27 protein-coding genes are annotated in these 23,901 nt (G+C 42.8%); 5 read left to right on the top strand and 22 right to left on the bottom strand.

Going from position 1 to position 23,901, the window contains the following annotated elements:
• Nucleotides 1–53 precede the first annotated feature (53 nt).
• From BTO28_RS03905 to BTO28_RS03865, 9 genes are all read right to left on the bottom strand, one after another.
• A complete protein-coding gene (locus tag BTO28_RS03905) occupies nt 54–1,259 on the bottom strand; it encodes an NRAMP family divalent metal transporter (protein WP_076764213.1) in 1,206 nt (401 codons plus the stop codon).
• A complete protein-coding gene (locus tag BTO28_RS03900; protein ID WP_076764211.1) occupies nt 1,256–2,026 on the bottom strand; it encodes a LamB/YcsF family protein in 771 nt (256 codons plus the stop codon). Before BTO28_RS03900 ends, BTO28_RS03905 begins: the two co-directional genes overlap by 4 nt.
• On the bottom strand, nt 2,023–2,805 hold the full coding sequence (locus BTO28_RS03895; RefSeq protein ID WP_076764209.1) for an IclR family transcriptional regulator: 783 nt from the start codon (nt 2,803–2,805) through the stop codon (nt 2,023–2,025). Before BTO28_RS03895 ends, BTO28_RS03900 begins: the two co-directional genes overlap by 4 nt.
• Before the next feature lie 104 nt (nt 2,806–2,909).
• Nucleotides 2,910–3,689: a putative hydro-lyase gene (locus tag BTO28_RS03890; RefSeq protein ID WP_076764207.1), complete on the bottom strand. Its 780-nt coding sequence runs from the start codon at nt 3,687–3,689 to the stop codon at nt 2,910–2,912.
• A gap of 222 nt (nt 3,690–3,911) precedes the next feature.
• Nucleotides 3,912–4,361, bottom strand: a complete 450-nt coding sequence (accB, locus tag BTO28_RS03885; protein WP_076764205.1) for an acetyl-CoA carboxylase biotin carboxyl carrier protein — start codon at nt 4,359–4,361, stop codon at nt 3,912–3,914.
• A 22-nt stretch (nt 4,362–4,383) separates the two neighbouring features.
• Nucleotides 4,384–5,391: a 5-oxoprolinase subunit C family protein gene (locus tag BTO28_RS03880; protein ID WP_076764204.1), complete on the bottom strand. Its 1,008-nt coding sequence runs from the start codon at nt 5,389–5,391 to the stop codon at nt 4,384–4,386.
• A complete protein-coding gene (gene pxpB / locus BTO28_RS03875; RefSeq protein ID WP_233129816.1) occupies nt 5,388–6,134 on the bottom strand; it encodes a 5-oxoprolinase subunit PxpB in 747 nt (248 codons plus the stop codon). Before pxpB ends, BTO28_RS03880 begins: the two co-directional genes overlap by 4 nt.
• A gap of 184 nt (nt 6,135–6,318) precedes the next feature.
• Nucleotides 6,319–7,530, bottom strand: coding sequence for an MFS transporter (locus BTO28_RS03870; RefSeq protein WP_076764202.1), 1,212 nt, complete (start codon nt 7,528–7,530; stop codon nt 6,319–6,321).
• A gap of 377 nt (nt 7,531–7,907) precedes the next feature.
• Entirely contained in the window at nt 7,908–8,165 is a 258-nt protein-coding gene (locus BTO28_RS03865) for a YciI family protein (RefSeq protein ID WP_076764200.1), read from the bottom strand.
• A gap of 206 nt (nt 8,166–8,371) precedes the next feature.
• Here BTO28_RS03865 and cidR point away from each other — a divergent pair, with 206 nt between their 5' ends.
• The 4 genes from cidR (at nt 8,372) to BTO28_RS03845 (ending at nt 11,961) form a co-directional block, all read left to right on the top strand.
• Complete coding sequence (cidR, locus tag BTO28_RS03860; protein ID WP_076764199.1) at nt 8,372–9,259, top strand: cidABC operon transcriptional activator CidR; 888 nt, start codon at nt 8,372–8,374, stop codon at nt 9,257–9,259.
• 161 nt (nt 9,260–9,420) lie between these two features.
• On the top strand, nt 9,421–9,951 hold the full coding sequence (locus BTO28_RS03855) for an acyl-CoA thioesterase (RefSeq protein ID WP_076764197.1): 531 nt from the start codon (nt 9,421–9,423) through the stop codon (nt 9,949–9,951).
• A gap of 15 nt (nt 9,952–9,966) precedes the next feature.
• On the top strand, nt 9,967–10,341 hold the full coding sequence (locus tag BTO28_RS03850; protein WP_076764195.1) for a hypothetical protein: 375 nt from the start codon (nt 9,967–9,969) through the stop codon (nt 10,339–10,341).
• A 216-nt stretch (nt 10,342–10,557) separates the two neighbouring features.
• Nucleotides 10,558–11,961, top strand: a complete 1,404-nt coding sequence (locus BTO28_RS03845; RefSeq protein WP_076764193.1) for an S-layer homology domain-containing protein — start codon at nt 10,558–10,560, stop codon at nt 11,959–11,961.
• A 169-nt stretch (nt 11,962–12,130) separates the two neighbouring features.
• On the opposite strand, the gene BTO28_RS03840 is transcribed toward BTO28_RS03845, so the two are convergent.
• A complete protein-coding gene (locus tag BTO28_RS03840) occupies nt 12,131–12,670 on the bottom strand; it encodes a DUF1836 domain-containing protein (RefSeq protein ID WP_076764191.1) in 540 nt (179 codons plus the stop codon).
• Between the two features lie 141 nt (nt 12,671–12,811).
• On the opposite strand from BTO28_RS03840, the gene trhA reads away from it, so the two are divergent.
• Nucleotides 12,812–13,459, top strand: coding sequence for a PAQR family membrane homeostasis protein TrhA (trhA, locus tag BTO28_RS03835; protein ID WP_076764190.1), 648 nt, complete (start codon nt 12,812–12,814; stop codon nt 13,457–13,459).
• Between the two features lie 75 nt (nt 13,460–13,534).
• On the opposite strand, the gene BTO28_RS03830 is transcribed toward trhA, so the two are convergent.
• The 12 genes from BTO28_RS03830 to BTO28_RS03775 form a co-directional block, all read right to left on the bottom strand.
• Nucleotides 13,535–13,981, bottom strand: coding sequence for a DUF6376 family protein (locus BTO28_RS03830; RefSeq protein WP_076764188.1), 447 nt, complete (start codon nt 13,979–13,981; stop codon nt 13,535–13,537).
• A gap of 155 nt (nt 13,982–14,136) precedes the next feature.
• The gene (locus BTO28_RS03825) at nt 14,137–14,721 is read right to left on the bottom strand and encodes a cob(I)yrinic acid a,c-diamide adenosyltransferase (RefSeq protein WP_076764186.1); all 585 of its coding nucleotides are present in this window, start codon (nt 14,719–14,721) and stop codon (nt 14,137–14,139) included.
• Between the two features lie 2 nt (nt 14,722–14,723).
• Complete coding sequence (locus BTO28_RS03820) at nt 14,724–15,143, bottom strand: bifunctional adenosylcobinamide kinase/adenosylcobinamide-phosphate guanylyltransferase (protein WP_076764184.1); 420 nt, start codon at nt 15,141–15,143, stop codon at nt 14,724–14,726.
• Complete coding sequence (locus tag BTO28_RS03815; protein WP_076764302.1) at nt 15,095–15,712, bottom strand: histidine phosphatase family protein; 618 nt, start codon at nt 15,710–15,712, stop codon at nt 15,095–15,097. Before BTO28_RS03815 ends, BTO28_RS03820 begins: the two co-directional genes overlap by 49 nt.
• Entirely contained in the window at nt 15,670–16,446 is a 777-nt protein-coding gene (gene cobS / locus BTO28_RS03810) for an adenosylcobinamide-GDP ribazoletransferase (protein WP_076764182.1), read from the bottom strand. The genes BTO28_RS03815 and cobS overlap by 43 nt, the downstream gene beginning before the upstream one ends.
• Nucleotides 16,443–17,900: a cobyric acid synthase gene (locus tag BTO28_RS03805; RefSeq protein WP_076764180.1), complete on the bottom strand. Its 1,458-nt coding sequence runs from the start codon at nt 17,898–17,900 to the stop codon at nt 16,443–16,445. The genes cobS and BTO28_RS03805 overlap by 4 nt, the downstream gene beginning before the upstream one ends.
• The gene (locus BTO28_RS03800) at nt 17,885–18,442 is read right to left on the bottom strand and encodes a bifunctional adenosylcobinamide kinase/adenosylcobinamide-phosphate guanylyltransferase (RefSeq protein ID WP_083711287.1); all 558 of its coding nucleotides are present in this window, start codon (nt 18,440–18,442) and stop codon (nt 17,885–17,887) included. Before BTO28_RS03800 ends, BTO28_RS03805 begins: the two co-directional genes overlap by 16 nt.
• Entirely contained in the window at nt 18,424–19,497 is a 1,074-nt protein-coding gene (gene cobD / locus BTO28_RS03795) for a threonine-phosphate decarboxylase CobD (protein ID WP_076764177.1), read from the bottom strand. Before cobD ends, BTO28_RS03800 begins: the two co-directional genes overlap by 19 nt.
• Complete coding sequence (gene cbiB / locus BTO28_RS03790; RefSeq protein WP_076764175.1) at nt 19,454–20,437, bottom strand: adenosylcobinamide-phosphate synthase CbiB; 984 nt, start codon at nt 20,435–20,437, stop codon at nt 19,454–19,456. The genes cobD and cbiB overlap by 44 nt, the downstream gene beginning before the upstream one ends.
• Nucleotides 20,434–21,897 carry an adenosylcobinamide amidohydrolase gene (locus BTO28_RS03785; RefSeq protein WP_076764174.1) on the bottom strand — a complete coding sequence of 488 codons (1,464 nt, stop codon included), beginning with the start codon at nt 21,895–21,897 and terminating at the stop codon, nt 20,434–20,436. The genes cbiB and BTO28_RS03785 overlap by 4 nt, the downstream gene beginning before the upstream one ends.
• Nucleotides 21,897–22,955: a FecCD family ABC transporter permease gene (locus BTO28_RS03780; protein ID WP_076764172.1), complete on the bottom strand. Its 1,059-nt coding sequence runs from the start codon at nt 22,953–22,955 to the stop codon at nt 21,897–21,899. Before BTO28_RS03780 ends, BTO28_RS03785 begins: the two co-directional genes overlap by 1 nt.
• The gene (locus BTO28_RS03775) at nt 22,918–23,877 is read right to left on the bottom strand and encodes an ABC transporter substrate-binding protein (protein WP_076764170.1); all 960 of its coding nucleotides are present in this window, start codon (nt 23,875–23,877) and stop codon (nt 22,918–22,920) included. The genes BTO28_RS03780 and BTO28_RS03775 overlap by 38 nt, the downstream gene beginning before the upstream one ends.
• Between the last annotated feature and the right edge of the window lie 24 nt (nt 23,878–23,901).

The raw sequence follows: 23,901 nt of genomic DNA, 5'->3' as shown, positions 1-23,901 counted from the left end.
GCTCCAATAAAAAATCTGCTCCCTTATAAAAGGAGCAGATTTCATACTGTTTATTAGAATAAAGTTGGCAATTGGGTAAATAAAGTATAACCGCCCATAGCAGCCATAAGCAACACAACAATCACGCCAACTGCAGTCATCCAAATCGGATGGCGGTACTCGCCGACAATTGATTTTTTATAGGCAGCAATCAGCATCACACTGAGCGCAATTGGCAAGATCAAGCCGTTTAGTGCGCCGGCTAAAATAAGCATTTTAACAGGCTGTCCGATTGTTGTAAAAATACCTGACGACAATATAATAAATCCAACGATAATAGCTTTATGATATTTTTCTATTGCAGGATGCAATGTGCGGATAAACGAAACGGATGTGTAAGCTGCTCCAACAACAGATGTGATAGCCGCTGCCCACATAACAATACCAAACAAACGATATCCAATGTCACCTGCTGCCAGCTGAAACACCGATGCTGGCGGATTGTCTGGATTAATCGGAAGCCCCTGCGCCACTATGCCAAGAGCAGCAAGGAATAGGAATATGCGCATGATCGATGCGATACCGATCGCAGACACTGAACTCTTTGTTACTTGAGGAACAGATTCAATTCCTTTAATACCTGCATCTAACAGACGGTGACCCCCGGCGAATGTGATGTATCCCCCAACAGTCCCGCCGACAAGCGTGACAATCGCCAGCATATCAATTGTATCCGGCACAAACGTCTTGACAACCGCTTCACCAACTGGAGGATTTGCTTGAAAAACCACGTAAAGTGTCAAAGCAATCATGACAAATCCCATTACTTGAGTAAATTTGTCCATTAGCAAGCCCGCTTCTTTTACAAGAAAGATGGCTACAGCAATAACCGCACTAATGACAGCGCCAGTTACCGGATCAATGCCGAAAATTACGTTAAGACCTAGTCCCGCTCCTCCGATGTTACCTACATTAAATGCAATCCCGCCAAGAACAATAAGCAAGGCAATAAAATAGCCTAAACCAGGAAAGACAAGGTTAGCAATATCTTGTGCCCGCTTTTCCGCAACAACCAAAATTCGCCAAATATTCGTCTGTGCACCTATATCAAGTAAAATGGAAACTAAAATAACAAAACCAAAACTAGCAGCAAGCTTTTCTGTAAAGACGGTCGTCTGCGTTAAAAACCCCGGTCCAATCGCTGAAGTTGCCATTAAGAATGCGGCGCCCAGCAATATACTCCAATTGGACTTTTCTTTTTGAAGCTGATTTTCTTTCATACTGTTTCCTCCTTTTCAACTGTTGTAATGTGAATCCCTTCTTCTTGAAGCCTTGTACGAATTAATTGCGCAAATGAAAGTGCATGAGCACCATCCCCATGAATACAAATCGTATCAGCATTTATAGAAATATCAGTGCCGTCAGTTGCTCTTACTTTGTTCTCTTTCACCATACGGACAACTTGCGCTGCTGCTTCCTCATTATTTGTAATTAACGCATTTGGTAAACGGCGTGACGTTAACATTCCATCAGGCGCATACGTCCGGTCTGCAAATACTTCATTTGCTGTTGTCAGCCCCGCGTTTTTCCCTGCTTTAATTAACTCACTGCCTGCAAGACCATATAAAATAAGTCCCGGATTCACATCCGCGACAGCAGAAGCAATCGCACGGGATAAATCCGCACGAGATGAAGCCATATTATAAAGCGCACCATGCGGTTTCACGTGGTGAAGAGCTGCTCCTTCTGCTTTTGCAAAAGCAGCAAGGGCACCAATTTGGTATACGACCATCGCATACACCTCATCTGGCGAAAGTGCCATATCACGTCGTCCAAACCCTGATAAATCCGCAAAACCGGGATGGGCGCCGATCGCCACACCGTTTTTTGCGGCGAGATGAACGGTCCGCTTCATTACATCTGGGTCACCTGCATGAAAACCGCACGCAATATTTGCCGACGTAATATACGGCATCATTTCTTCATCGCGTCCGATCGTGTATGCACCAAAGCTTTCACCCATATCGCAATTTAAATCTATTTTCATGTTCTCACCTCTCTATTTTCTAACAAGTTATCTTCTGGCTGACCAAGTTTTGTAGAAATGTGGAAGGCTGCACCCGTTAATTTTTCTATCATGGCCTGCACATGTACTTCGTCCCGAAAACGGACTTCAGGACCAACCAAACTAATCCCGGCAACTACATCGCCTTTATGGTTAAAAATAGGAGCCGCAATGGCTGACGAATGATTTTCCAGTTCTGAATGACTAACCGACCAGCCTGCTTCTCTTGTTTCTTCTATCAATCGACGCAAATCGTTTTTATCATTCGGTGTTCCTTTTGCGTAAGGTACTATTTTAAAGGAGTCAATTAAGCGTTCCCGCTCTTCATGTTCTGTAAACGACAACAAAATTCGCGGACATGCGCCGCCGTAAAGAGGAGCGCGGCGGCCGATTTGCGTATAGACCCGCACGCGTTCCTGCGTATCAACTTTTTCAATATACACCGCTTCATCGCCATCACGTATAACAAGATTGACCGCTTCTCCTGTCTCTTTCCGAAGCTTCTTCATGTAGGGAAGCGCAATCGTGCGTACATCGAGCCGCTCTGCGACTAAATTACCTAGTGTCAAAAAAATTAAGCCGAGACGGTATGCTCCCTCTTTGTCTTTTTCCAAAAAACCGAGCTCCAACAGCGATTCTGCCATCCGATAAGCTGACGTTTTGGGCAGCTCCGTCTTCTCCATAATTTGAAGTAATGTTAACTTTTCTTCGTTAAAAAAGAGACGGAGGATTTCCATTGATTTTAATACTGTTTTATTCATCTATTGCCCACTCCCTATTCCGACACCCGGAATAATAATTCGAATGATCGTTTTGTTCCATTATATGAAACTGGGATTCACGAGACAATCGATTTATGAATCACTTACAAAACAGAATACTGGCTGTCTTTCATATCGGTAATAAACATACAGCCTGGAGCATGGGTAATCATCAGCTCTGGTTTACTCGACATAGCAATCGATTGTGGTGTCACGCCGCACGCCCAAAATACCGGTGTCTCTCCATCCTTAACGGTTACGGCATCCCCAAAGTCTGGTTTTGACACGTCTTCGATACCGATTTGTTTCGGCTGGCCAATATGGACTGGTGAACCATGAACAGATGGGAAGCGTGATGTGACCTCGACAGCGCGTACGACGTTTTGCGCTTGAAACGGACGCATACTGACAACCATATTTCCATGAAACACGCCCGCCGGTTCGCATGCAATGTTCGTAATATACATCGGCACGTTGCGTTCTTCTTCAATATGTCGAATCTTGAGTCCGTTATCCATTAACGCATGCTCAAAGGTGAAGCTGCATCCGATTAAAAACGAAACGAAATCATCCTGCCAATACGATTGTAAATCCGTCACTTCTTCCACCAGTTCACCGTGACGGTAAATACGGTACTTTGGCACATCGTAACGCAAGTCAGCACCAGGAGCCGTCAATTTTGGAACAGGCGATCCGGCATCCGTCACTTCAAGAAGCGGGCATGGTTTCGGGTTGCGCTGGCAAAACAATAAAAAATCGTATGCCTGTGCTTTTGGTAAAATAACAAGGTTCGCCTGTGTGTAACCTGTCGCAAGTCCTGCTGTCGGCCCCGTCCATTTGTTTTCCCTAATTTCCTGTCGAATTGCTGTTAAAGATTTCCCCATTCTGTTCACACTCCTATTTTTTCGTTAATAACGATCTCATCTGTCTCTAAATTTTCGTATTCACATGATCATTTAGAAAATACTCATTATCCATTAGACTGAGATAAAACGGAACAGTTGTTGTAACCTGTAATGAAAAGTTCTTCGAGTGCACTTTGGTTCTCTTTGTTGATCCAGCATTTTACCGCCAAGCTATAACATTTTTAAACATTTGTCTCTTTCTTACTGGCTCTTCTTTACGACAAATAATGGCTGTCCGTATTCAACAATATCTCCGTCTTTTACTAAAATCTCAACAATTTCTCCGTCTACTTCTGACTGTACTTCATTAAACAGCTTCATCGCTTCCAATACACAGACGACCTCGCCTGCTTTAACACTCGCACCCACGTTAACGAAAGGTTCTTCTTCCGGGCTAGAACTTGCGTAAAATGTTCCTACCATCGGTGAAACAATATGATCAGCATTGTTCTCCTTTTTCTCCGCCGGCTTTTCTATTTTCTGTACAATATCAGGAACGGGAACGATGACTGATTCATTTTGATCAGTTTGCTGAACACCCACTGTTTTTTCAAGCTTAATCTTCATACCTTCATATTCAAATGTGAAGACATTCACCGATGATCGATCAATGATGTTCACCATTTCCTGCAATTCACTCATTTTTAGCATGCTTTGTTTCTCCCTGCAATTTTTATAATGACCATTTTTTTAAAGAAAGACCGGTTTTTATTTCCTCTATATCTTGTTCCCGTTTTAAATAAAGCCGTTCGCTTTCTTCACGCGTAATCTCTTTAAAACGTATTTTTTCACCAGGTTTTAACTGTGCGACAACCGGTAAATCAACCGATGAAATTTGTGCAATTCTTGGATACCCGCCTGTCGTCTGCCGGTCCGCCAGCAATATAATTGGATTTCCATCCTTTGGCACTTGGATGGTCCCTTCCGCTACTGCTTCCGAAAGAAGTTCAAAAGGCTGTTCCAGCTGTAATTCCGGTCCAGACAGCCGGTAACCCATTCGATCGGACTGAGGCGTAATTTGAAATTCCTGTTCAAAAAATTGCTCCCTGCTTGATGAAGAAAATTTATCAAATTCCATTCCTTTTATAACACGAATAACCCGTTCGCTTGTATTCATAACATGGCCGGCTGGAACATACCATTCGACAGATCCAAACGAGCGGTTTTTCAAATTTTGTTTTAAGCGGGCAAACAAAGGGGCAGAGGCTTTTGTTTTTTCTTGAAATGGAAGCACATCTCCAGCCTGTAACGAGCGGCCTTTAAATCCGCCGATTCCACCTCGTAAATATGTACTTTTACTTTCCATAATTTGTGGAATATCGAAACCACCTGCTACAGTCACATAAGCACGGCATCCTGATTGACTTGCAGTGAACTGAAGAATACTCCCTTTTTTAATAAGAACCGGTCTCCATAAAGGAACCGCTTCTCCCTCTATTTTTGGAGATAAATTCCCTCCGGTAATGGCAATTAACGAATCTTCTTCGAACTGCAATGAAGTACCCATCAGTGTAACTTCAATCGCGGCTTCTCCTTCTTGATTGCCGATTAATAAATTAGCAATGCGCAATGCATATGAATCCATTGCACCACTTACAATAACACCATATTTTTGAAACCCATACCTGCCTAAATCTTGAATGCTGGCAAGCAATCCAGGGCGAATGACCTTTATGCTCATTGCGTCGTCTCCTGATATTTTTCATATTCATCCACCGTTATCGGCACAAACTTCACCACATCACCGGAAGCAAGAAGACTTGGTGGATTATGTTCCGGCTGAAAAAGAGCAGCCGGTGTTCGGCCAATCAACTGCCACCCACCCGGGGTTGAAATCGGGTAAACGCCGGTTTGATTTCCCGCAATTCCGACACTCCCAACAGGTATTGAGACACGTGGAGATGATCGGCGAGGCGTTGCAATTTTTTCTGAAAGCCCCCCTAAGTAAGGGAAACCAGGTGCAAATCCTATCATATAAACGAGGTATTCGCCACTAGAATGAATCTTGATTACTTCCTCGATTGACATATGATTTTCATCAGCCACAAACTGTAGATCCGGGCCGTATTCACCCCCATAACAAACCGGGATCTCCACAATACGCGGATTCTCTTCCTGGTCTTCAACAAGCTCTTTCACTATTTCTTCCATCATGAAACTAACAATGTCAAAAGGTGATTTATTTTTCCCTGTATCATAGGATCGTTTTACAATTAACGGATTGTAAAAAACCGTTACACTTGCAAACGCTGGTACACATTCAATAAATCCCTTAAACGAATGATGCTGAAGCTTCAATGTTAACGCTTTCACTTTTCTATGTACAACCGAATTTATGTCCGTCCCAAATTTAACCACAACCGCCGAGTCTCCGAGCGGTTTCATTTCAATCTTATTTTCGGTCAGTCCCATTCTTTGAATCATTCTTTGTCACCACCTTTAGTTCCGATATTCGGAACCGGTATTCTTCATTTTGGAATATAAGAGTTATTATAATTATCAGAAAAACTAAATGCAAGAAAAATTTCTGTGAATAAAAAAAAGGACCGCCACAAAAGTATTCTTTTCGAGGCAGTTCCTTTTTATACATGATTTACATTAACGTATTTTACTGGACACGATGCTCCTTATTCTTCGGAATAACTTTTCCATATCTGTAATAAACAAATGCAGCCGACACTAGACCGATTACTGCCAGAAAGGCGTCAAATATAAAAATGATCGCAATATTTCCAGTTTCTGATAACATGCCAGTTACAAGTGGCATCACGATCGATGCAAGACCCGCAGCTGTTGCCACGATGCCTGTAACCGTCCCCTTCTTCTGCCAGAACAGCTCAGTCATGATTGTGATAGCAAGCTGGAAAACCCCCGCGGTGGAAAACCCAATAAAGAAGGCCATCACAATGGCAACATTCGGTACTTTCACAGTCAAAATCGTTGTGATTGCTATAAATGTGATAATCGGATATATCACAATAACCGTTACCGACCGCACAAGCTTTTTTAGTAAAACAGACAAAGACAACACTGAAACCAGTGCACCGATGCTGTAATAACTGAGCAGCTTAACCGAACTGTCAGCTGCCATTCCCAGTACTTCTTCTCCGTAACTCGGCAGCCATATTTGTGCGACTGTAAAAAGACCAGTTGACGTAAAACCAATGATTACAAGTGCAATTCCTTCCCGAGAAAATTTCGGCTCCGATAAAAATTTCGACTCGCCGGCATTTTCCGCTTCTTGACTGGCGACAATGGCTTTATGATCCGGAAATGAGATGGTCGTTAAAAACAGCATATTTATGAAAAAGATTGCCGCGGGAACGAAGAATGCATAGCCATAAAAGGCATCTTGATTAGCGAAAAACAAAATCATAAATGGCAATAGCGCCGCACCGATTGACATAAATGCTTTCACGAGGACGCTTGCAGATCCGGATGATTTCGGGAAAATTTCAATCAATCCCGGATAGGAACCGGCGTCCATCGCTGAATTGGCCACCCCGGCAAGAAGAGCGAACATAAAAGCAACCTGGTACACAGGAGACAAAGGAATACCAACAAGAAAGATCCCCATTGCAAGTGCTGCAAAAATCACAAGCGGTTTCCGCCCGAATTTATCCGACAAATGACCGGATAGGGCATATGTAAGCAGTTTTCCAATGCCGATTGCGGAAATGATGTAACTGATCCCAGCTTTATCAGTATCCCACTGTTCCGACAATGCCGCCATATTCGACGACAACATAATATTGACCATACCCAGTAAAAAATAGTTAACATATATACCAGAAGCTGATTTTAAGTATGGATTTCGAATAACAATAACCTCCTTTCTTTAAACATTTTCCCATTATAACAAAAAAACGCAGAAGATAGTTTTTTTTGATAACAGCAGTTTTGTAAATAGAATAGACCCATTGTTTTCTTTCCCACCTAAATGTGTATTGCTTGTTTAATCACTTTAAAAATGGCGGAGTGCAAGTGGGGTGCACTGAGAATGGTGGAGAGCGGTCGAGAATCATCCTTATTATAGTAACATTGGTAAAACACACAATTTTGTGTAATATTGAAACGGCAAAGCAGCATACAATGCTGTACATCCGGATAAACCGTGTTGTTAAGATAATACTAGTAGCAGTTTGCAATTCGCTAATGATCATAAAAAATGCCTGACAGGTGTCAGGCACTTCGTTTTTAATTCTTTTTCCACTCTTTTAGTTCGAGCCGGCGTACGTTATTGCTCACAATTGGATCATTTTCGGCAAGCGTTAATGCTTCCTCATATGAATCTGCTACGTATACTACAAGACCACCCGAATCATCACCAAACGGACCTCTTGCAAACACTTTTCCTTCTTCTTCGAGCTTCTCCAAATATTCAACGTGGAGAGGGCGTATTTCTTTATTTTTCTCAAGGTCAATCATATGCAGCAGTGCAGCATAATAAGCCATCATTTCTTCCCCCGTTCATCAATATGCATGGTTTACAGAATACTCTGTTATTGTATCAGAAAGAACTGAATATTTACATAAAGATAACCGTTGTTATCTTTTCGTTTAATAGAATATTATTTTCCAGAATGAATCTCCTTCTTCATTGTCCATAAATCTTTTGAATGTACTATAATAGTCGTAATCAATTGTTAGCAGGTGAACGAATGGATATTAAGCATTTGCAATATTTTATTGAAGTAACGAATTTCAACAGCTTCTCAAAAGCAGCGGATCACTTATTTATTACACAGCCGACCATCAGCAAAATGATAAAAAACCTCGAGAACGAGCTTGGTATTGAATTGTTTGACCGGTCCCATAAAAAGCTTATGCTGACGGATGCAGGACGTGTCTTGCTGGAGCAGGCAAAGCTTGTAGATCAGGCATTTTACAACTTAGAAACAGAACTTGATAATTTGCTGGAATTAAAAACGGGGCACATCCGAATAGGTCTCCCCCCTATTTTTGATGCCCATTTTTTCTTGCAGATTATTGGATTATTTCACGAAAAATATCCCGGTATCACCTTTCAGCTTGTTGAAGATGGATCAAAAAAAATTGAAGAAGCGGTAGAACAGAATGAGCTCGATGTCGGTGTGGTTGTTCTCCCCACTCGATACGAAGTGTTTGACCACTTTTCCTTTATGGAAGAAGATTTAATGCTTATTCTCCCTAAATTCCATCAGCTGGCTGATCGAGAAGAAATTAACTTGGGTGAACTCTCATCAGAATCTTTTATTTTATTTAACAAAGATTTCGCTCTAAATGATCGGATTATTTCTTTGTGCAACGAGGCGGGGTTTCAGCCGCATGTCATTTCTGAAAGTTCGCAATGGTCGTTTATTGAGGAAATGGTTGCGTCAAAACTTGGCATCTCTCTTTTACCTGAAAGCATTTGCCGGCATCTTGATGATCAAGTTCGTGCCGTTAAGGTCATCAATCCATCTGTAAACTGGAACTTGGCGATTATTTGGCGAAAAAATCAATACCTTTCCTATGCAGCCAAAGAATGGCTTCATTTTACAAAAGTGCAGTTTACGAAACGCGACTAATCTCTTTAAGAACATTAGTCACGTTTTATTTGCCTGCTATTCAAATTTGGAAGCATTTACATAGATGAAACCTATACAACAAATGAAAAAGAACTATTTTACTTCCTTATCAATCGGGCGTACACTAACAGCGTATTCCACTTTGGAAGGAAGTAAAAGAAATGAACGCACCTAGAACAGCTATTAAAACTAGAGAAAGCCGCATCGTGCATACGGATCAAGTATTATCATGCGATTTAAATAATTACCAAACATTATTCGGCGGAGTGCTGATGAAAAAAATTGACAGTGTTGCCAGTCTCTCAGCAAGACGCCATGCCCGTGTGAAAGAATGTGTAACAGCTTCAACAGACTCAATTGATTTTCTCGATGCCATTCGGGAAAGTGATTCCCTTTGCCTTGAATCATTCGTGACATACACAGGCCGTACTTCGATGGAAATTTTCTGCAAGGTCATTGCTGAGGATATCATTTCCGGAAACCGCCGCATCGCTGCAACTGCTTTTTTGACATTTGTCGCGCTTGATGAAAACAAACGCCCTGTTGAAGTGCCTGGCGTTATTCCAGAAACAGAGGAAGAACAGTTTTTATATGACTCGGCGAAGGATCGTGCAGAAATGCGGAAATTAAGAAGAACGAAAAGTAAAGAGCTGGCAGAATATCTCACATTGAAAAAACCATGGGATCGATAAAAGGAGGAAAAGAAAATGATTGCCACATTATGCAGTCTTGATGAGTTGAAAAAAGCCAAAAATGCACTTGACCAACTGGAACAATCTTATCCGGCCCTTTTTGAAAAAATGGTACATGTCATAAATTTAACACGGGCACTGCAATTAAAATATCAATTTATGGGAAGCTTAATTATGGATGAAGACCCGTCCGACTGCCTTCCGAATCTCACTCAAGGTTCTGTCCTTCGTTTATATAAAAAAGAAGTAGAGACATTGAAAAATGACCCGGATTCAAATGTGATAAAGAATACATTCGCTGCATTCAAAGACACAGGATATGCAAAACTCAGCCTTCTCGCACTCGGAAGACCTGCGGAATCACTCGTTGGTTCATCTAGTGTAAAATAATAAAAAGAGCTAAATCTTCTACGATTTAGCTCTTTTTATATATATACCGTTTTATAGATATACAGGCTTTCTAGTTTACACAGGCTTCAATTCCATTTTTTTCTTATTCGGGGTTATTTTGTAGTGATTTTGTCGAAATTTCATTTAAATAGTTCTATTTACTCATTTGATTAAACCAAATTCATTTTACAATGAATGCATATGGAGGTGCTTTTTATGAAAAAAATTAAAAACAAAAAATTTGGTGCTACACTTTTGTCGTCAGTTCTTTTGTTTAGTGCAGTCAGCCCAGTTCTCGCGGATGATCGTGACGGGGAGATAGTAGAATTCTCGGATACGAAAAAAATTGGTTCGTTTTCAGAAAATATTGGCCGTATGAAAGTGAAAGGTGTTTTTCAAGGGAATGACGATGGAACATTTAACCCGTATGCTCCCGTTACACGCATTCAGTCGGTCATCACGGCTGTACGTTTGCTCGGTTTGGAAGATCAAGCTGAAGTGAAGAAGAATGTGAAGCTTCCGTTTAAAGATGCTAGTTCATTTAATGCACGTGTACACGGTTATCTTGCGGTCGCACTCGAACAAGGATTAATTGATTCAAGCACTCAAAACTTTTTGCCAAATAAACCAGCTGATCGACTCTGGGTTTCTTCACTTCTAGTTCGCACACTCGGACTCGAAGATGAAGCAGCATTAGCAAAAGGTGAAACACTTGACTTTAAAGACGCCAATAAGATCCCAGCTTCAGTAAAAGGCGATGTATTTGTCGCAAATGAATATGGGGTTTTCTCCGGAAACAACGACGGGTTATTCCTTCCTAATGAACCGATCAAACGCGTCCATATGGCCGCAGTGTTAGACCGGACATATGATCAGCTTCTTGAGGAAAATGGAGCGGCAACTATTAAAGGTGTTGTAACGAATGTTTCCAAAACTGATGGAACCATCACAGTGAAAACATTTACCGGTGAATCGGTAACAGTCAACGTACCAGCTGATGTTCTCGTGCAATTCCACAACCGCTTTATGGCAATGGATCAAGTGTTAGCAGGTGACAACATAGAACTTAACGTTGAAAATAATGTCGTAGTAGATGCAGCTATTTTTCAAAAACCAGCACAAACAGAATCCGAAAATGGAATACAAAAGATTGAAATTGAGTTAGAACTGAAAGATGGCTCTGAAATTGAACTAGAATTCGAAAGTAAACGTGGTAAAGTAAAAGCCGAAGTGAAAACAGACGGTAAAAAAGCAAAGGGCGATGCAGCCATTGCACAAATCGAACAATATTTGACCGAGTGGAATTTAACACCGGATATGACAGAAGAAGAAATCAAAACGATCATTCTGTCTTCTTTTACAGAGGAAGCGCCGGCTGAGATTGAAATTGAACTCAAATTCTCAAATGGAACAAAGCTTGAATTGGAAAAAGAAGATGATGATGACAAAGATGAAGATCGGGATGAGGACGACCGTGATGATGGCGGCAAAAACGATGATCGGGATGATGATGACCGCAATGATGGAAACAAAAACAATCGTGGTAATGACGACCGCACTGGCGATGTTAAAAACGACAACCCCAGTGAAGTCCCAAATCCTGGTACACAACTAAAATAAAATAAAAAAGTAGAGGCTGTCCATCGAGCAAGAATCTTGCTCTCAGGGAAGCCTCTACTTTTTTTAGTATTGGTTAGGACCCATAATAAGTTCAGATTAGGCACTTAAAGCATTCCTTTGAAATCTTTCCCCTCCCTGGCTTCTTCCACTTCGTCTCTTCATTTTTATGTTATTTCGAAGTAAGTTGATCGACAAGTTTCTCAGCTGTTTTACGGTACATGTTGCTCATATGAACGAGAGAAAGAATTAGTAAAACATGTTCCAGCTCTTTTGTATCCGCTTTAATGTCCGTCATTCGGCTCGTAACATCTTCTTTAAAATGAGTGACATTATCTGCTGCGATGCCAAGATATTGGCTATAAAAAGAATCAATGTCGATCTCGTCAATTTTTTCATTAATCCCATCAAGCGTTGTTTTTATGTCGCTGATCGAAAGCGTTCCTTTCAACTGATAAATAAGGCTGATAACTAATAAGTGCTCTTTTGTGTACTTTTTTTGTTTTATCGGAAATAGCATTTTTCCTTTTGCATAGTTGTTAATCATTGTTTTCGTCAGCACTTTTTCATCTTCGTTTCGAGTCGAACGGTTAAATGTATGTTCAAATAATTGAATCACCTGATCCATGTACAGGTCAATATTCGGTATGTCATCCGGTGTGAGCTGGTTTTCAAGATGCAGTTCATTTAATAGATCTGTTAATTTTTCCATATTTACACCTTCAATTATTATATTTGGACTAATTTTATTATAGGTGAATATCGAAATTGTGTAAAACTTGACTATGTAATAAAACAAATATATCATGTTATGTAGTATTAAAAACTACTTATTGTTATGGAGGTATCCACAATGAACGTTTCTATTCGAGAACCGATCAATGCACTTACTCATTTAGCAGGGGCCGTTTTATCCATTGCTGCACTTATTGCAATGGTAATCAAAGCTGCAATCACCCTGCATTCTGTCATTGCGGTCTCAGCCGTCGCGATTTTTGGTGTAAGCTTAATTTTGTTATACACTGCATCGGCGGCTTATCATTCCGTTATAGCGAAAGATTCGGTTATTGCTTTTTTTAGACGGCTTGACCACTCAATGATCTTTGTTTTAATTGCCGGCTCCTATACGCCATTTTGTTTAATAAGCTTACATAACGAGGCTGGATGGAGATTGTTTTTTATCGTATCATTTGCCGCAGTGTGTGGAGTTATCTTTAAGATGGTATGGTTCAACTGTCCAAGATGGCTGTCGACGGCACTTTACATTTTAATGGGATGGATGGCGGTCTTTGTATTCTCCCCGCTTGCTTCGACCATGGAAACAACAGGACTTGTTCTACTTGTAGCAGGCGGCGTTTTGTATACAATCGGTGGCATTATATACGGATTAAAACCAAAATGGCTTCAATTTAAAAAGATGGGGTTTCACGAAATTTTTCACATTTTCATTCTTCTCGGCAGCCTGTCACATTTTTTAAGTGTATTTTTCTTTGTGCTTTAACAAGAAAAAGGCAAACTACACTCCTTTATGTGGACAATGTCTGTTTGCCTTTCCCATTTTTTTAACCCGCGTGTCTTACTGGCCGAGGTCTTCAATGTTCTTTTGAAGTTCTTGTAATTCTTCAATGGTTGTAAGTAATTCGGTGTTTTCAAGTAATTCTTCAGGATTAAGCACACCGTTTTCCAGCTTTCCTAAAATATCATTAATACTGCTTTCAAGCTGTCCGCTGTAGTCAAGCAGTTGACCATGAATGTCCTCTGCGACAGCAGGTACTTCCATGTTCTGTATGGCATCAATATCCTGCTGCATGTTTTCAAGCTGTGACTGAAGATCCTCGACTATATCCGGGTTGGAAGCTGCGTCCTCCAAAAGCGCTGGAACATCACTTGCAAATTGCTGTGTTTCATTTAAAAATTCTGTCATATCCGATGCATATGTTAACGTGTTGTTTGCTTCATCAATTAGGCTGCATCCTCCAAGTAAAGCGGTTGATAGGACGATTGCTGCTGTCCATTTCATCATACCTGATCCCTCCATTCGATACATTTTTTCTTCCTTTTCATATTTTCTGCAATCAAAGCATAAAACCCTCCGACCATGTCTGGAGGGTATACGATTTATTCACTTTTAAAGCAGGTTTTCCGGTCAGACATAACAACACACACTGGCATAGATTTTTATTTTTCTTCTTTTCGCTTGCCGCCCCGAAACACTTTCGCACTGCGAACATACTCCACATCTTTCACACCTTCGCGAAAATTAATCACACGGGCAATGGCAAAGAAATAATCTGATAAACGGTTCAAATACTTTAATGTCACAGGATGAATATCATCTTCCCGCCGCATTAATGCCACAACAAGCCGCTCTGCCCGCCGCGTTACTGTACGCGCCAAATGAATGGCCGCCGATCCCTTTGAGCCGCCAGGTAAAATAAACCGCTCAAGTTCAGGTGCTTCTTGAATATATACATCAATTTTCTTTTCCATTTCATCGATAGAATTTTGCTGCAGCTTAAACTCACGCTTTCCATTCACCGTCGCCAAATCCCCGCCGCAGTCGAATAATTCATGCTGAATTTTCTCAAGATCGTCCAAAATATCCTCAAATATTGCCGGATTCAGTTCTGTTACTGCCCTGCCGACAACGGAATTCAATTCATCAACCGTTCCATACGCTTCAACGCGCAGGTCATCTTTTCCGACACGCCCGCCGATAATACTTGTATCGCCTTTATCACCGGTTCTTGTATACAGTCTCATTTCTATTCCTCCTTTATGGTTTGTGCAATTCCATACCAGATTGTATCTACCCGTTCGGAAAACGCTGCGGCATCCTGGAAACACCAGCCCGCCGCATCACGCCACATCCGGTCAAACGCATTCATCGGCACGATTCCTTTCATTATATCAGTCCCGATTAACACTATTGTTCTTTCTTCTTTTTTCCACGACGAAAGTTCCTTTTTAAACAAAGCGTTTGCTTCCAAAGAAGTCTCCGCTTTTTCCAGAAGGATGCGGACATGCCGTTCCATTCCTTCTAATACAACGATGTCTTCTTTAAAAAATGGAATTTGTTCCTTTTCATAAAAGGAATGCCATTGATGTGGTGTTACATCTAGATTGTAAAAGTCCTTTACCCATTGCTTTTTTCCATTGAAGGAACCGCCTGTAACGAAATGCATTTTTCCCCACTCCTCATTGCGGATAGACGTCCGGATAATTCATAACCGCGGCCATTGTCTGACGTCCAATCTGAAAATGATTTTTTTTCTGGTCCAAATATAGAGAGAAGATGACGGATCACCCCGCTATGTGTCACAATAGCTGTACGTTGAATGTGTTGTTCCTCCATTTCTAAAAGAACAGATTGAAATGCTTCTTCGACCCTCTTGGCAAATGAGGAATAGGAATCCCCGCCAGGCGCCTGTACAGTAAACGGATCATTTAACCAATCCTTATAGACAGGCATGTGTTCCAATTCCGTATGGGTTTTCCCTTCCCAATCCCCAAAATGAAACTCCCGGAAACCTTTTCTTTTTTGCGGCGCCTGGTCCCAATAAACAGCGGCTGTTTCCACACATCTTGTCAAGTCGCTTGATACGATCCATTCATAATCGGGAACAGTCATTTTACGCAATGCCTTGAAGCCCTCTTCCGTCACATTTACATCCGTCCAGCCGCAAAACTGTTTTTTCACATTTGCACTTGTTACACCATGGCGAAAGAGACCGACAGCCACAAGATCATCCATAATAGCAACTCCGCTCCTTCCTGCGCCGCGCCATATAAATCACCCGTTGCACCGCCAAATTCTTTTTGCATCCCATGTTTTATAACGAAAAAGTACAAACATGATACACCGAGCATTACCCAAAATAAAGGATAAACGGCATATATACTTCCTGCGATAATAACAAAAACTGTATAAATGAAAGGAAGTGATTTCGAATGGCCTTTTTGAAAGAAAAATGCCAGGCCTTCTTCTTTTGCCGGTGGAACGTATTGCAAAAACAATCCCGTCATAATATGGGCAAAAAAAGGAATGAGAAAAATGAAGAACGCATAATAGCTTCCCGCTGTAACCGTTTCAAAAATAAATAGAAACTTCGCCGCCAGCAGGAGGACAAGTGCCAGCACGCCAAAGGCCCCTGCTCGTGGGTCGCTTAATATGGCAAGCCTGCGTTCTTTATCACGAAAAGAAAAATGCGCGTCTGCCCAGTCCATCAAGCCATCCAGATGAAGACCGCCTGTTAACATAATCGGCAGCAGCCAGACAAAAAAAGCAGCCGCAAGGGGTGAAAACGGCGTCCATTCAAGTAAACTCCAGAATGCACCTGCATAAATAAACCCTTTCACCAGACCGAGTACTGGAAATAAATGAAGGACCGCGCGCAGCTCCGCCTTTTCCATCGGTAATGTTCTATGAAGAGGCAGGACAGTGAAAAATTGAATAATGATACCAGCAGCGTAAATATACGCTTTCATACATGCCCCTCCAATATTTGTTTAAACGCCGTCCAATCAAGAAACCGATCCAGATGTGCCGCGATCAAATCATACGTTTTTGCACGGTTTAAATCTGCTGGCGGACGTCTCGGAAGTCCTTTCATCATGCGGATCCGATTCAGCCAGTCAGCTCTGAATTCGTCGTTATAAAATAAATGATGCAAGTATGTTCCAATAATTTTGTTATCCGTCGATACATAGCCGTCATGATGGTCGGAACATATCATAAACGGTTCACCTTCAACTGTTGTTTCACCGAAATGAATCTCATAACCCGAGAGCGGAATTCCACTTGCGGTCCCTTCTGTCCGGATGACGGTTTTGTTTCTTTTAAAAATCGTATGCGCTGGAATGATGCCCATCCCATCTGCAATTGATGTATTCATACCCGTATCACTTCCGTCCGGATCAGACAGCGTACGTCCCATCAATTGAAACCCTCCGCACAAGCCGGCTACTGCTCCGCCTCTTTTTGCGAAAGATACGATTTTTTTATCAAGCCCTGTTTCTTTTAAAAATGCAAGATCAGAAAACACGCTTTTAGTACCGGGTATGATGACAGCATCCGGCGTACCGAATGTGCCGGCTGACTGTACCCAGCGGACGTTTACATCTTCTTCAAACGCAAACGGTTCCATATCGCTCCCGTTTGATATATATGGCAGGCGGATCACTGCAATGTCGATGGCCGCTCCGTCACGACGTACGTCGCGGATTGACTTTGAATCTTCCCCCTCCAGCGCATGACCGGGAAGAAACGGCACTATCGCTAATACAGGAAGACCAGTGTAGCTCTCAAGCCACTCTTTTCCGTCTTTAAAATAGTTGGGGTCACCGTGAAATCGGTTGACGATGATGCCTTTCACACGTTCCCGCTCATGATCTTCTAACAAAGAAAGCGTACCCGCGATCGATGCAAAGAGTCCGCCCCGGTCAATATCAGCGGTTAAAATTACCGGTACATCCGCCAATTCAGCCGTTTTCATGTTAACGACTTCCCGCTTTTTTAAGTTCATTTCAACAGGGCTTCCGGCACCCTCAATGATCACTGTGTCTCCTAGTTCACTCACTTCCTGCAATCCTTGTTTAATGGCGGATATCGCCCTTTCATAGTAATTGGCTCGATACTCCATTCCCGACATCACTTCTAGCCGTTCGCCGAATAAGACAATTTCAGACGACCCGTTTCCCGATGGTTTCAGCAGCAGTGGATTCATGCACGGCTGTGCCTCTAAACCCGCTGCTTCAGCTTGCAATCCTTGAGCGCGGCCGATTTCTTTTCCGTCTGCTGTTACATATGAATTGTTCGACACATTTTGTGGTTTAAATGGCACAGGCCTGTATCCCTTTTGATAAAGCAATCGGCAAAGTGCCGTCGCGATAAAACTTTTTCCCGCATCAGACGCTGTCCCTTGAATCATGACTCCGTGCATTGAACTGCCCCTTTCTTCACAATGGGTATACCATGTTCCACAAGTATGGCTGTATTGCTTTCTTTCACGATCATTTGATGGATTTGTCCAAGTATTTTCATATAATCAGCTGTCAAATTTGTAGACGGTACTTCAAATGACAGCTCATTTGAAACGGCAATAACAGCGCTTGTTCTTTTAACAAGGTCTAACACGCCGTCCACAATTCGTGTGCCCGCTTCACTCGGTGGTTTGTCTTTCCGAAAGTACTCCCCTGCTAAAAGAGTCGTCAAGCAGTCAATGAGTACGGAGTCATTCGCTCCAGCATGAATGGTTGAAATATCAACAGACTGTTCCACTGTTTTCCATTCGTACCCTGAATTTGCCCGTCGTTCCTGGTGAAACGCAATACGCTCTTCCATTTCTTCATCTGTCCGGGATCCACACGCAACATATACTAGACGGCCTTCTGGATGTTTATGGCGAATCGCAACCTGTTCAGCTAAGCTGCTCTTCCCGCTCCGGACGCCGCCAGAAAGAAAGATTAACATTTGTTTCTCCATTCCTTGAGCGCCTCAATCAGTCTATTATTCTCTTTCTCTCGTTTCACTGCTGACCTCAGCCACTTTCCATCTAGACCTTTGAAATTTTCCGTGTGGCGGAGCACAATACCGCGTTCAAGTAAAAAATGAAGGATCGGTTTTTGATTATCAAGCTGTGGATCTTTCAACAGGTAAAAGTTAACCGCTGACGGCAGAACAAGAAAGCCCAGCTTCTCCAGCAGATCTTTCATTCTTTCCCGTTCCCCCTTTATCATCTCCCTCGTTTTCATGGCATGTGCATGATCGCGGGCGATTTCCTCAGCTACCTGCAAAGCAATCGCATTTACATTCCAATGCGGACGGTACTGCTTTAACTTGCTTATAATGGGTGATGATGATATGACATACCCAATTCGAAGTCCTGCAATGGAATACATTTTCGTCATGGAATGCATGACAGCAAGATGCGGGTATGCAGCAATGTACTTAACAAGCGATTCGTCGCCGAAGAAGTCATAAAAGGCTTCATCAATAACAATCAAGGCGTTTGAATGTCTTGTTTGGTCAAGAAGAGAAACAATGTCCTTTTCATTAAAAGACTGGCCTGTTGGATTGTTTGGCGTACATAAAAAGATGACGCCCGCTTTCTTTGATTGTTCAACAAGTTCGTCGATCGGCAGCTGCCAACTGCTGATAGGGACTGGCACGTATTCAATGGGACAGCCGTATGCCTGACATGCGTCTTCGTATTCGGAAAAAGCCGGTGTACAAATAACTGCATGTTGACCGGCCGTGTATCTTGCGATGAAATGAATGATTTCCGCGGCACCGTTTCCTAACAATACCTGATCATATGCAACATCAAATTTATCTGCTATTGACATCACGGCTTTATACCCGGTCGGATCCGGGTATTCTTCAATTGTATGTAAATAACGTCCCCATTGTTCTTTCAGCCATTCAGGCGGCCCTAGCGGATTTGTGTTGACACTAAAATCAAGAACATGATCCGGTCTGGCTATTCCTGAAGCATTATATAAATGGGAAGGATTCGCTCCGTGTGATGGCAAATTCATAAAAAATCACTCCTGCAAGGAACAAAAGCACGAATAAATACGTAGCACGTTCCATTAGTTTGGCCGATTCGATAATATGTTCGGCGCGCCGCTCTTTGATCGGATCTCCCATCCTGGCCCGGTCAGACACGATTCCTTTGTATGTATTCAGTCCGCCGAGTTCAATTTGTAAAAGACCGGCTACAGCCGCTTCACACCACCCGCTGTTTGGGGAAGGATGTTTCTTTGCATCCCGTTTAACGATACGCCATGCATAGCGGCGTATATCCGCCGGTTTATCCGCTGCTGCAATCAATAAAAGCGCTGTTAGCCGGGCAGGAATAAAATTGACGATATCGTCGAACCTCGCTGATGCTTTCCCAAAAAGTTCATACTTATCATTCCGGTAGCCGACCATTGAATCGCATGTGTTCACCGCACGGTATAAAAGTGCCGCCGGACCTCCGCCAATCATTGCCCAGAAAAGCGGGGCGATCACACCGTCAGATGTATTTTCGGCGACCGTTTCGACGGCGCCGCGTGTAATTTCCCCCTCATCGAGATTGTCTGTATCCCGCCCAACAATCCATGAAAGTTTAAGACGCGCTTCATTCATATCACCATCCATGAGCGGTTTGTATACATCCACTCCCGCTTCCTTTAGGCTGCGCGGCGCAATAGATGCCCAAATCATGATCGCTTCGACAGTGATTACGGCCGCTGGATGAATAAACGAAGCAAGATAAAGAATCGTAATGGAAACCGCCGCTGTAACGATGAGAACGACAAAAAGCATCGCCGTTCCTTTTCCAATTTGATTTGTACCTTTGTTCCAATGCCGGTCTAGAAGTGCAATTAAACTTCCAAACCATTTGACCGGGTGCGGCCAGTTTCGCGGATCACCGATAAGCCGGTCAAGAATAAGTCCAGCGGCAATAGCTATCACATGTGAAATCATCATGGCGCCTTTCTGCGACGTGTTTTTTCGAGTGATTCAGTCACACTTTCATATACCGCCCTCCCAATTGCGATACCGAGCGGTGTAACCGAACCGGCGAATTGCTGGTAGGCGCCTCTTTGTGTAGAGGCGATTAAGATACTGTCAGTTGATGTACCTGTTGCAATCGTTCCGCTTTCCAGATCCATTACGCCTGCATCGGCAAGCGCTTTTGCTTTTGCTTCAGCTGCAGTCATAAGCCCCTGAACGAACGCTTCTTCTGAAAGCTTCCCATTCGCGAAGACCCATATGTTTATTGTGCCTGGCTTGTGCTTCTCTTTCCAGCTTTTTCGCTGTCTGCTCACATCGACCGCATTTCCTACTCCAGCTGTCGCAACGGCAAAAACAGACACATCATCCTGTACAATCCGCTTGTACGCCGCATCTTCCATCATGACCGCTGTCATCATTCCAACCGTTTCATGTAAATCAAAACCTTTTTCTTGAAAATAACAGGAAGCTTCTTTTTCGAAATGATCCATATTGTAGTTTTTATCAACGTGCCGGTTCACAAATGCACTTCGCCATCCCCAGCCGGCGCCAATAACGCCCGAGGATAATACCTTTAATTGTATAGGTGATTTGATTGAGATATAGTCACTGTGCCATTCAATCATGTCTTCCGTAATTTCAATCGAGTTTTCAACGGATGCTGCCGGAAGCAGACTCATTTGCGGTTTCGGAACTTCAGGATGCGGCTGTTTTTGCACGTCTGTGTTGTATACGTCGTGGATATGTTCTTCTTTCATAATATCTGCCGCAGCACCGATTGTGTGCACAGAACCATTTTTCATTAACAAAAGCCGGTCACAATAAAGTGACGCAAGGTTTAAGTCATGGAAAATGGAAATGACCGTCAGTCCATCCGCTGTCATTTTTTTCAATAAATCAAGCAAGTCTTTCTGGAACGATAAATCGAGATGATTGGTAGGCTCATCCAACAGCAATATTTCTGGTTCCTGAGCTAGTGCCTGGGCAAGAAAAACACGCTGCCTCTCCCCTCCGGATAATGCAGACAACGGTTTATACGCAAACGCTAAAGTGCCTGTTTTTTGCAGCGCTCCCAACACCACTTTTTCATCGTCTGCTGTCCATGATTTAAAAAAGCCGCTTTGATGTGCATATCTCCCGAGTGAAACCGTTTCTTTTACACTATAGGCGAAATGGCTGGATGTCATTTGTGGCAAAACAGCCATGACACGTGCCAATTCTTTCGGCGAATAGTCTTGAATCGGCTTTCCTTTAACCAGAATCGTCCCGGATTCAAGCGCAATCAATCCGCTGATCATGTTCATTAGTGTTGTTTTCCCGCTTCCATTCGGACCAAGAACCCCAAAAAGTTCCCCTTTTTTAACAGAAAAGGATACGCCGCGGACAATAAGTCCACTTCCGTATCCTCCTGAAAGCTCTCCTGCTTGAATCATCACGCGACTCCTCCTTTCCGTTTTTTATTAATCAGTATCGCCGCAAATACAGGTGCACCGATTAAAGACGTGATAACGCCAATCGGCAGCTCTGTCGGCGAAATAATCGTCCTGGCTGCAAGATCTGCCAGGATTAAAAATCCTGCCCCGGATATCATCGATAACGGCAATACATGCCGGTGATCAGGGCCTGCGAGAATTCGGACAAAATGCGGGATAACCAGGCCGACAAAGCCGATTGTACCGGACACTGCAACGGCCGCACCTGTTATAACAGAGCCCGCGATTAAGACCACCATCTTTTTTTGCTGAACATTTACACCGAGGTGGCGTGCTTGATCCTCGCCGAACGACATCGCATTCAGTTCAGGCGCCATGTATAGCAAGAGCAGCGTACCAACCATGAAAAAGGGAGCCATTAATTGAATGTACGGCCAGCCGCGCATGGACACGCTGCCAAGCAGCCAGCTAATAATCTGCCGCAGTTCTTCGCCGGTGAGCGCGATCATTAACGAAATGAAAGCACCTAGAAATGAACTAAAAATAATTCCGGTTAAAATAATGGTCTCCACCTTCATCGACCGCTCAATGGCTTGAGCAAAAACCAATACGCAAAAAATAGTGAGGATAGCCGTTAAAACGCTAATGACCGGCAATGTAAATACACCTAAAACAGGAATGGAAATATTGAAAAACAGCACCATGACAGCACCGGCTGAAGCACCCGACGACACGCCAAGTGTATACGGATCCGCCAGAGGATTACGGAGCAGCCCTTGAAACGCTGCTCCCGCAATCGCCAGTGACGCCCCAATCAACCCAGCCAGCACGACACGCGGAAATCGAATTTTCCAGACGATGCTGTCTACTGACGGATCAATATGAGAAAAGTCCGTTCCAAATAAATGATGCGCTATAATCGACGCTATATCACGAAAAGGAATCATAACAGTTCCGACTGAAACACCTAAAAAAAAGGATGCCAGCAAAAATGCGAAACTAAGTAAATAAACTCCTTTTTTATTTAGCAAAAACGTCTGGATAAATGGCTTCGGCAATTTGTTCAGCTCCTTGAACAATGCGCGGTCCCGGGCGGCTTGTGAGATCACCATCCACTTCGAACACTTCATTATTCTGGATCGCCGCTATGTTTTCCCAGCCTTGGCGTTTTAGAACACCCTCGGTGGCATTTTCAACATACCATCCATAATTAAGTAAAATGGTATCCGGATTTTTTTCTATGATGGCTTCTTCTGATACTTTCGGCCATCCTTCTTCTGTATTCATTACATTGTTGGCGCCCACAAGCTCAATCACTTCATTTATAAAAGTGTTTTTGCCAACTGAATAAATTTCAGGGGGACCTGCAATTTCAAAGTACACGTTTTTTACATCTTCTTCTTTAATTTGTGACGCTTTTTCTTCAATAGCTGCGATTCCTTCTTTTACAGTTTCAATATCTTTTTGCGCTTCTTCTTGCGTTCCCGTCGCTTCACTGATCAACTCATAAGACGTATAAATTTGATCTATGCTTTTCGCTTCGGATGATACAAGCACATCAATCCCTGCATCACGTATTTGCGTGATCGCTTTTTCATCAGTTGAAATGTCGGCAAGCACTAAGTCCGGATTAAGACTTAAAACCTTTTCCACATTCAGCTCCATGCCGCCAACACGTTCTTTTTCATTCACTTCTTTTGGATAAGTGTCATTGTCAGTGACTCCGACAATTTGATCGCCCAGGTTCAGTTCAAATGCGATTTCCGTTACGCTCGGCATTAACGTAACAATTCGTTTTGGTGCGGCTTCAATTTCAACTTCCTGCTTGTCTGCACCTGTTACCGTAACAGGAAACGCAGCAGTTTCTTCTTTTGCCGTTTCTGTATTTTCGTCTGTCTTTTTCGAATTGCCTGTTTCTTCTGTTCCGCAGCCTGCTAAAATTACTGCGGTCAATCCTAACGCCAGCCATGATTTTTTCATCTATTGTTCCTCCTTTTTTTCGGA

The organism is Domibacillus epiphyticus (genome assembly GCF_001975785.1).
Classification (GTDB): domain Bacteria; phylum Bacillota; class Bacilli; order Bacillales; family Domibacillaceae; genus Domibacillus; species Domibacillus epiphyticus.
The sequence above is the reverse complement of the archived record's forward strand: the minus strand, read 5'-3'. Positions and strand labels throughout refer to the sequence as shown.

Excerpts from the sequence above, each read along its gene's own strand:
- BTO28_RS03905 (WP_076764213.1), bottom strand. The coding sequence starts at position 1,259 with ATGAAAGAAAATCAGCTTCAAAAAGAAAAGTCCAATTGGAGTATATTG.
- BTO28_RS03900 (WP_076764211.1), bottom strand. The coding sequence starts at position 2,026 with ATGAAAATAGATTTAAATTGCGATATGGGTGAAAGCTTTGGTGCATAC.
- BTO28_RS03895 (WP_076764209.1), bottom strand. The coding sequence starts at position 2,805 with ATGAATAAAACAGTATTAAAATCAATGGAAATCCTCCGTCTCTTTTTT.
- BTO28_RS03890 (WP_076764207.1), bottom strand. The coding sequence starts at position 3,689 with ATGGGGAAATCTTTAACAGCAATTCGACAGGAAATTAGGGAAAACAAA.
- accB (WP_076764205.1), bottom strand. The coding sequence starts at position 4,361 with ATGCTAAAAATGAGTGAATTGCAGGAAATGGTGAACATCATTGATCGA.
- BTO28_RS03880 (WP_076764204.1), bottom strand. The coding sequence starts at position 5,391 with ATGAGCATAAAGGTCATTCGCCCTGGATTGCTTGCCAGCATTCAAGAT.
- pxpB (WP_233129816.1), bottom strand. The coding sequence starts at position 6,134 with ATGATTCAAAGAATGGGACTGACCGAAAATAAGATTGAAATGAAACCG.
- BTO28_RS03865 (WP_076764200.1), bottom strand. The coding sequence starts at position 8,165 with ATGGCTTATTATGCTGCACTGCTGCATATGATTGACCTTGAGAAAAAT.
- cidR (WP_076764199.1), top strand. The coding sequence starts at position 8,372 with ATGGATATTAAGCATTTGCAATATTTTATTGAAGTAACGAATTTCAAC.
- BTO28_RS03855 (WP_076764197.1), top strand. The coding sequence starts at position 9,421 with ATGAACGCACCTAGAACAGCTATTAAAACTAGAGAAAGCCGCATCGTG.
- BTO28_RS03850 (WP_076764195.1), top strand. The coding sequence starts at position 9,967 with ATGATTGCCACATTATGCAGTCTTGATGAGTTGAAAAAAGCCAAAAAT.
- BTO28_RS03845 (WP_076764193.1), top strand. The coding sequence starts at position 10,558 with ATGAAAAAAATTAAAAACAAAAAATTTGGTGCTACACTTTTGTCGTCA.
- BTO28_RS03840 (WP_076764191.1), bottom strand. The coding sequence starts at position 12,670 with ATGGAAAAATTAACAGATCTATTAAATGAACTGCATCTTGAAAACCAG.
- trhA (WP_076764190.1), top strand. The coding sequence starts at position 12,812 with ATGAACGTTTCTATTCGAGAACCGATCAATGCACTTACTCATTTAGCA.
- BTO28_RS03830 (WP_076764188.1), bottom strand. The coding sequence starts at position 13,981 with ATGATGAAATGGACAGCAGCAATCGTCCTATCAACCGCTTTACTTGGA.
- BTO28_RS03825 (WP_076764186.1), bottom strand. The coding sequence starts at position 14,721 with ATGAGACTGTATACAAGAACCGGTGATAAAGGCGATACAAGTATTATC.
- BTO28_RS03820 (WP_076764184.1), bottom strand. The coding sequence starts at position 15,143 with ATGCATTTCGTTACAGGCGGTTCCTTCAATGGAAAAAAGCAATGGGTA.
- BTO28_RS03815 (WP_076764302.1), bottom strand. The coding sequence starts at position 15,712 with ATGGATGATCTTGTGGCTGTCGGTCTCTTTCGCCATGGTGTAACAAGT.
- cobS (WP_076764182.1), bottom strand. The coding sequence starts at position 16,446 with ATGAAAGCGTATATTTACGCTGCTGGTATCATTATTCAATTTTTCACT.
- BTO28_RS03805 (WP_076764180.1), bottom strand. The coding sequence starts at position 17,900 with ATGCACGGAGTCATGATTCAAGGGACAGCGTCTGATGCGGGAAAAAGT.
- BTO28_RS03800 (WP_083711287.1), bottom strand. The coding sequence starts at position 18,442 with ATGGAGAAACAAATGTTAATCTTTCTTTCTGGCGGCGTCCGGAGCGGG.
- cobD (WP_076764177.1), bottom strand. The coding sequence starts at position 19,497 with ATGAATTTGCCATCACACGGAGCGAATCCTTCCCATTTATATAATGCT.
- cbiB (WP_076764175.1), bottom strand. The coding sequence starts at position 20,437 with ATGATGATTTCACATGTGATAGCTATTGCCGCTGGACTTATTCTTGAC.
- BTO28_RS03785 (WP_076764174.1), bottom strand. The coding sequence starts at position 21,897 with ATGATTCAAGCAGGAGAGCTTTCAGGAGGATACGGAAGTGGACTTATT.
- BTO28_RS03775 (WP_076764170.1), bottom strand. The coding sequence starts at position 23,877 with ATGAAAAAATCATGGCTGGCGTTAGGATTGACCGCAGTAATTTTAGCA.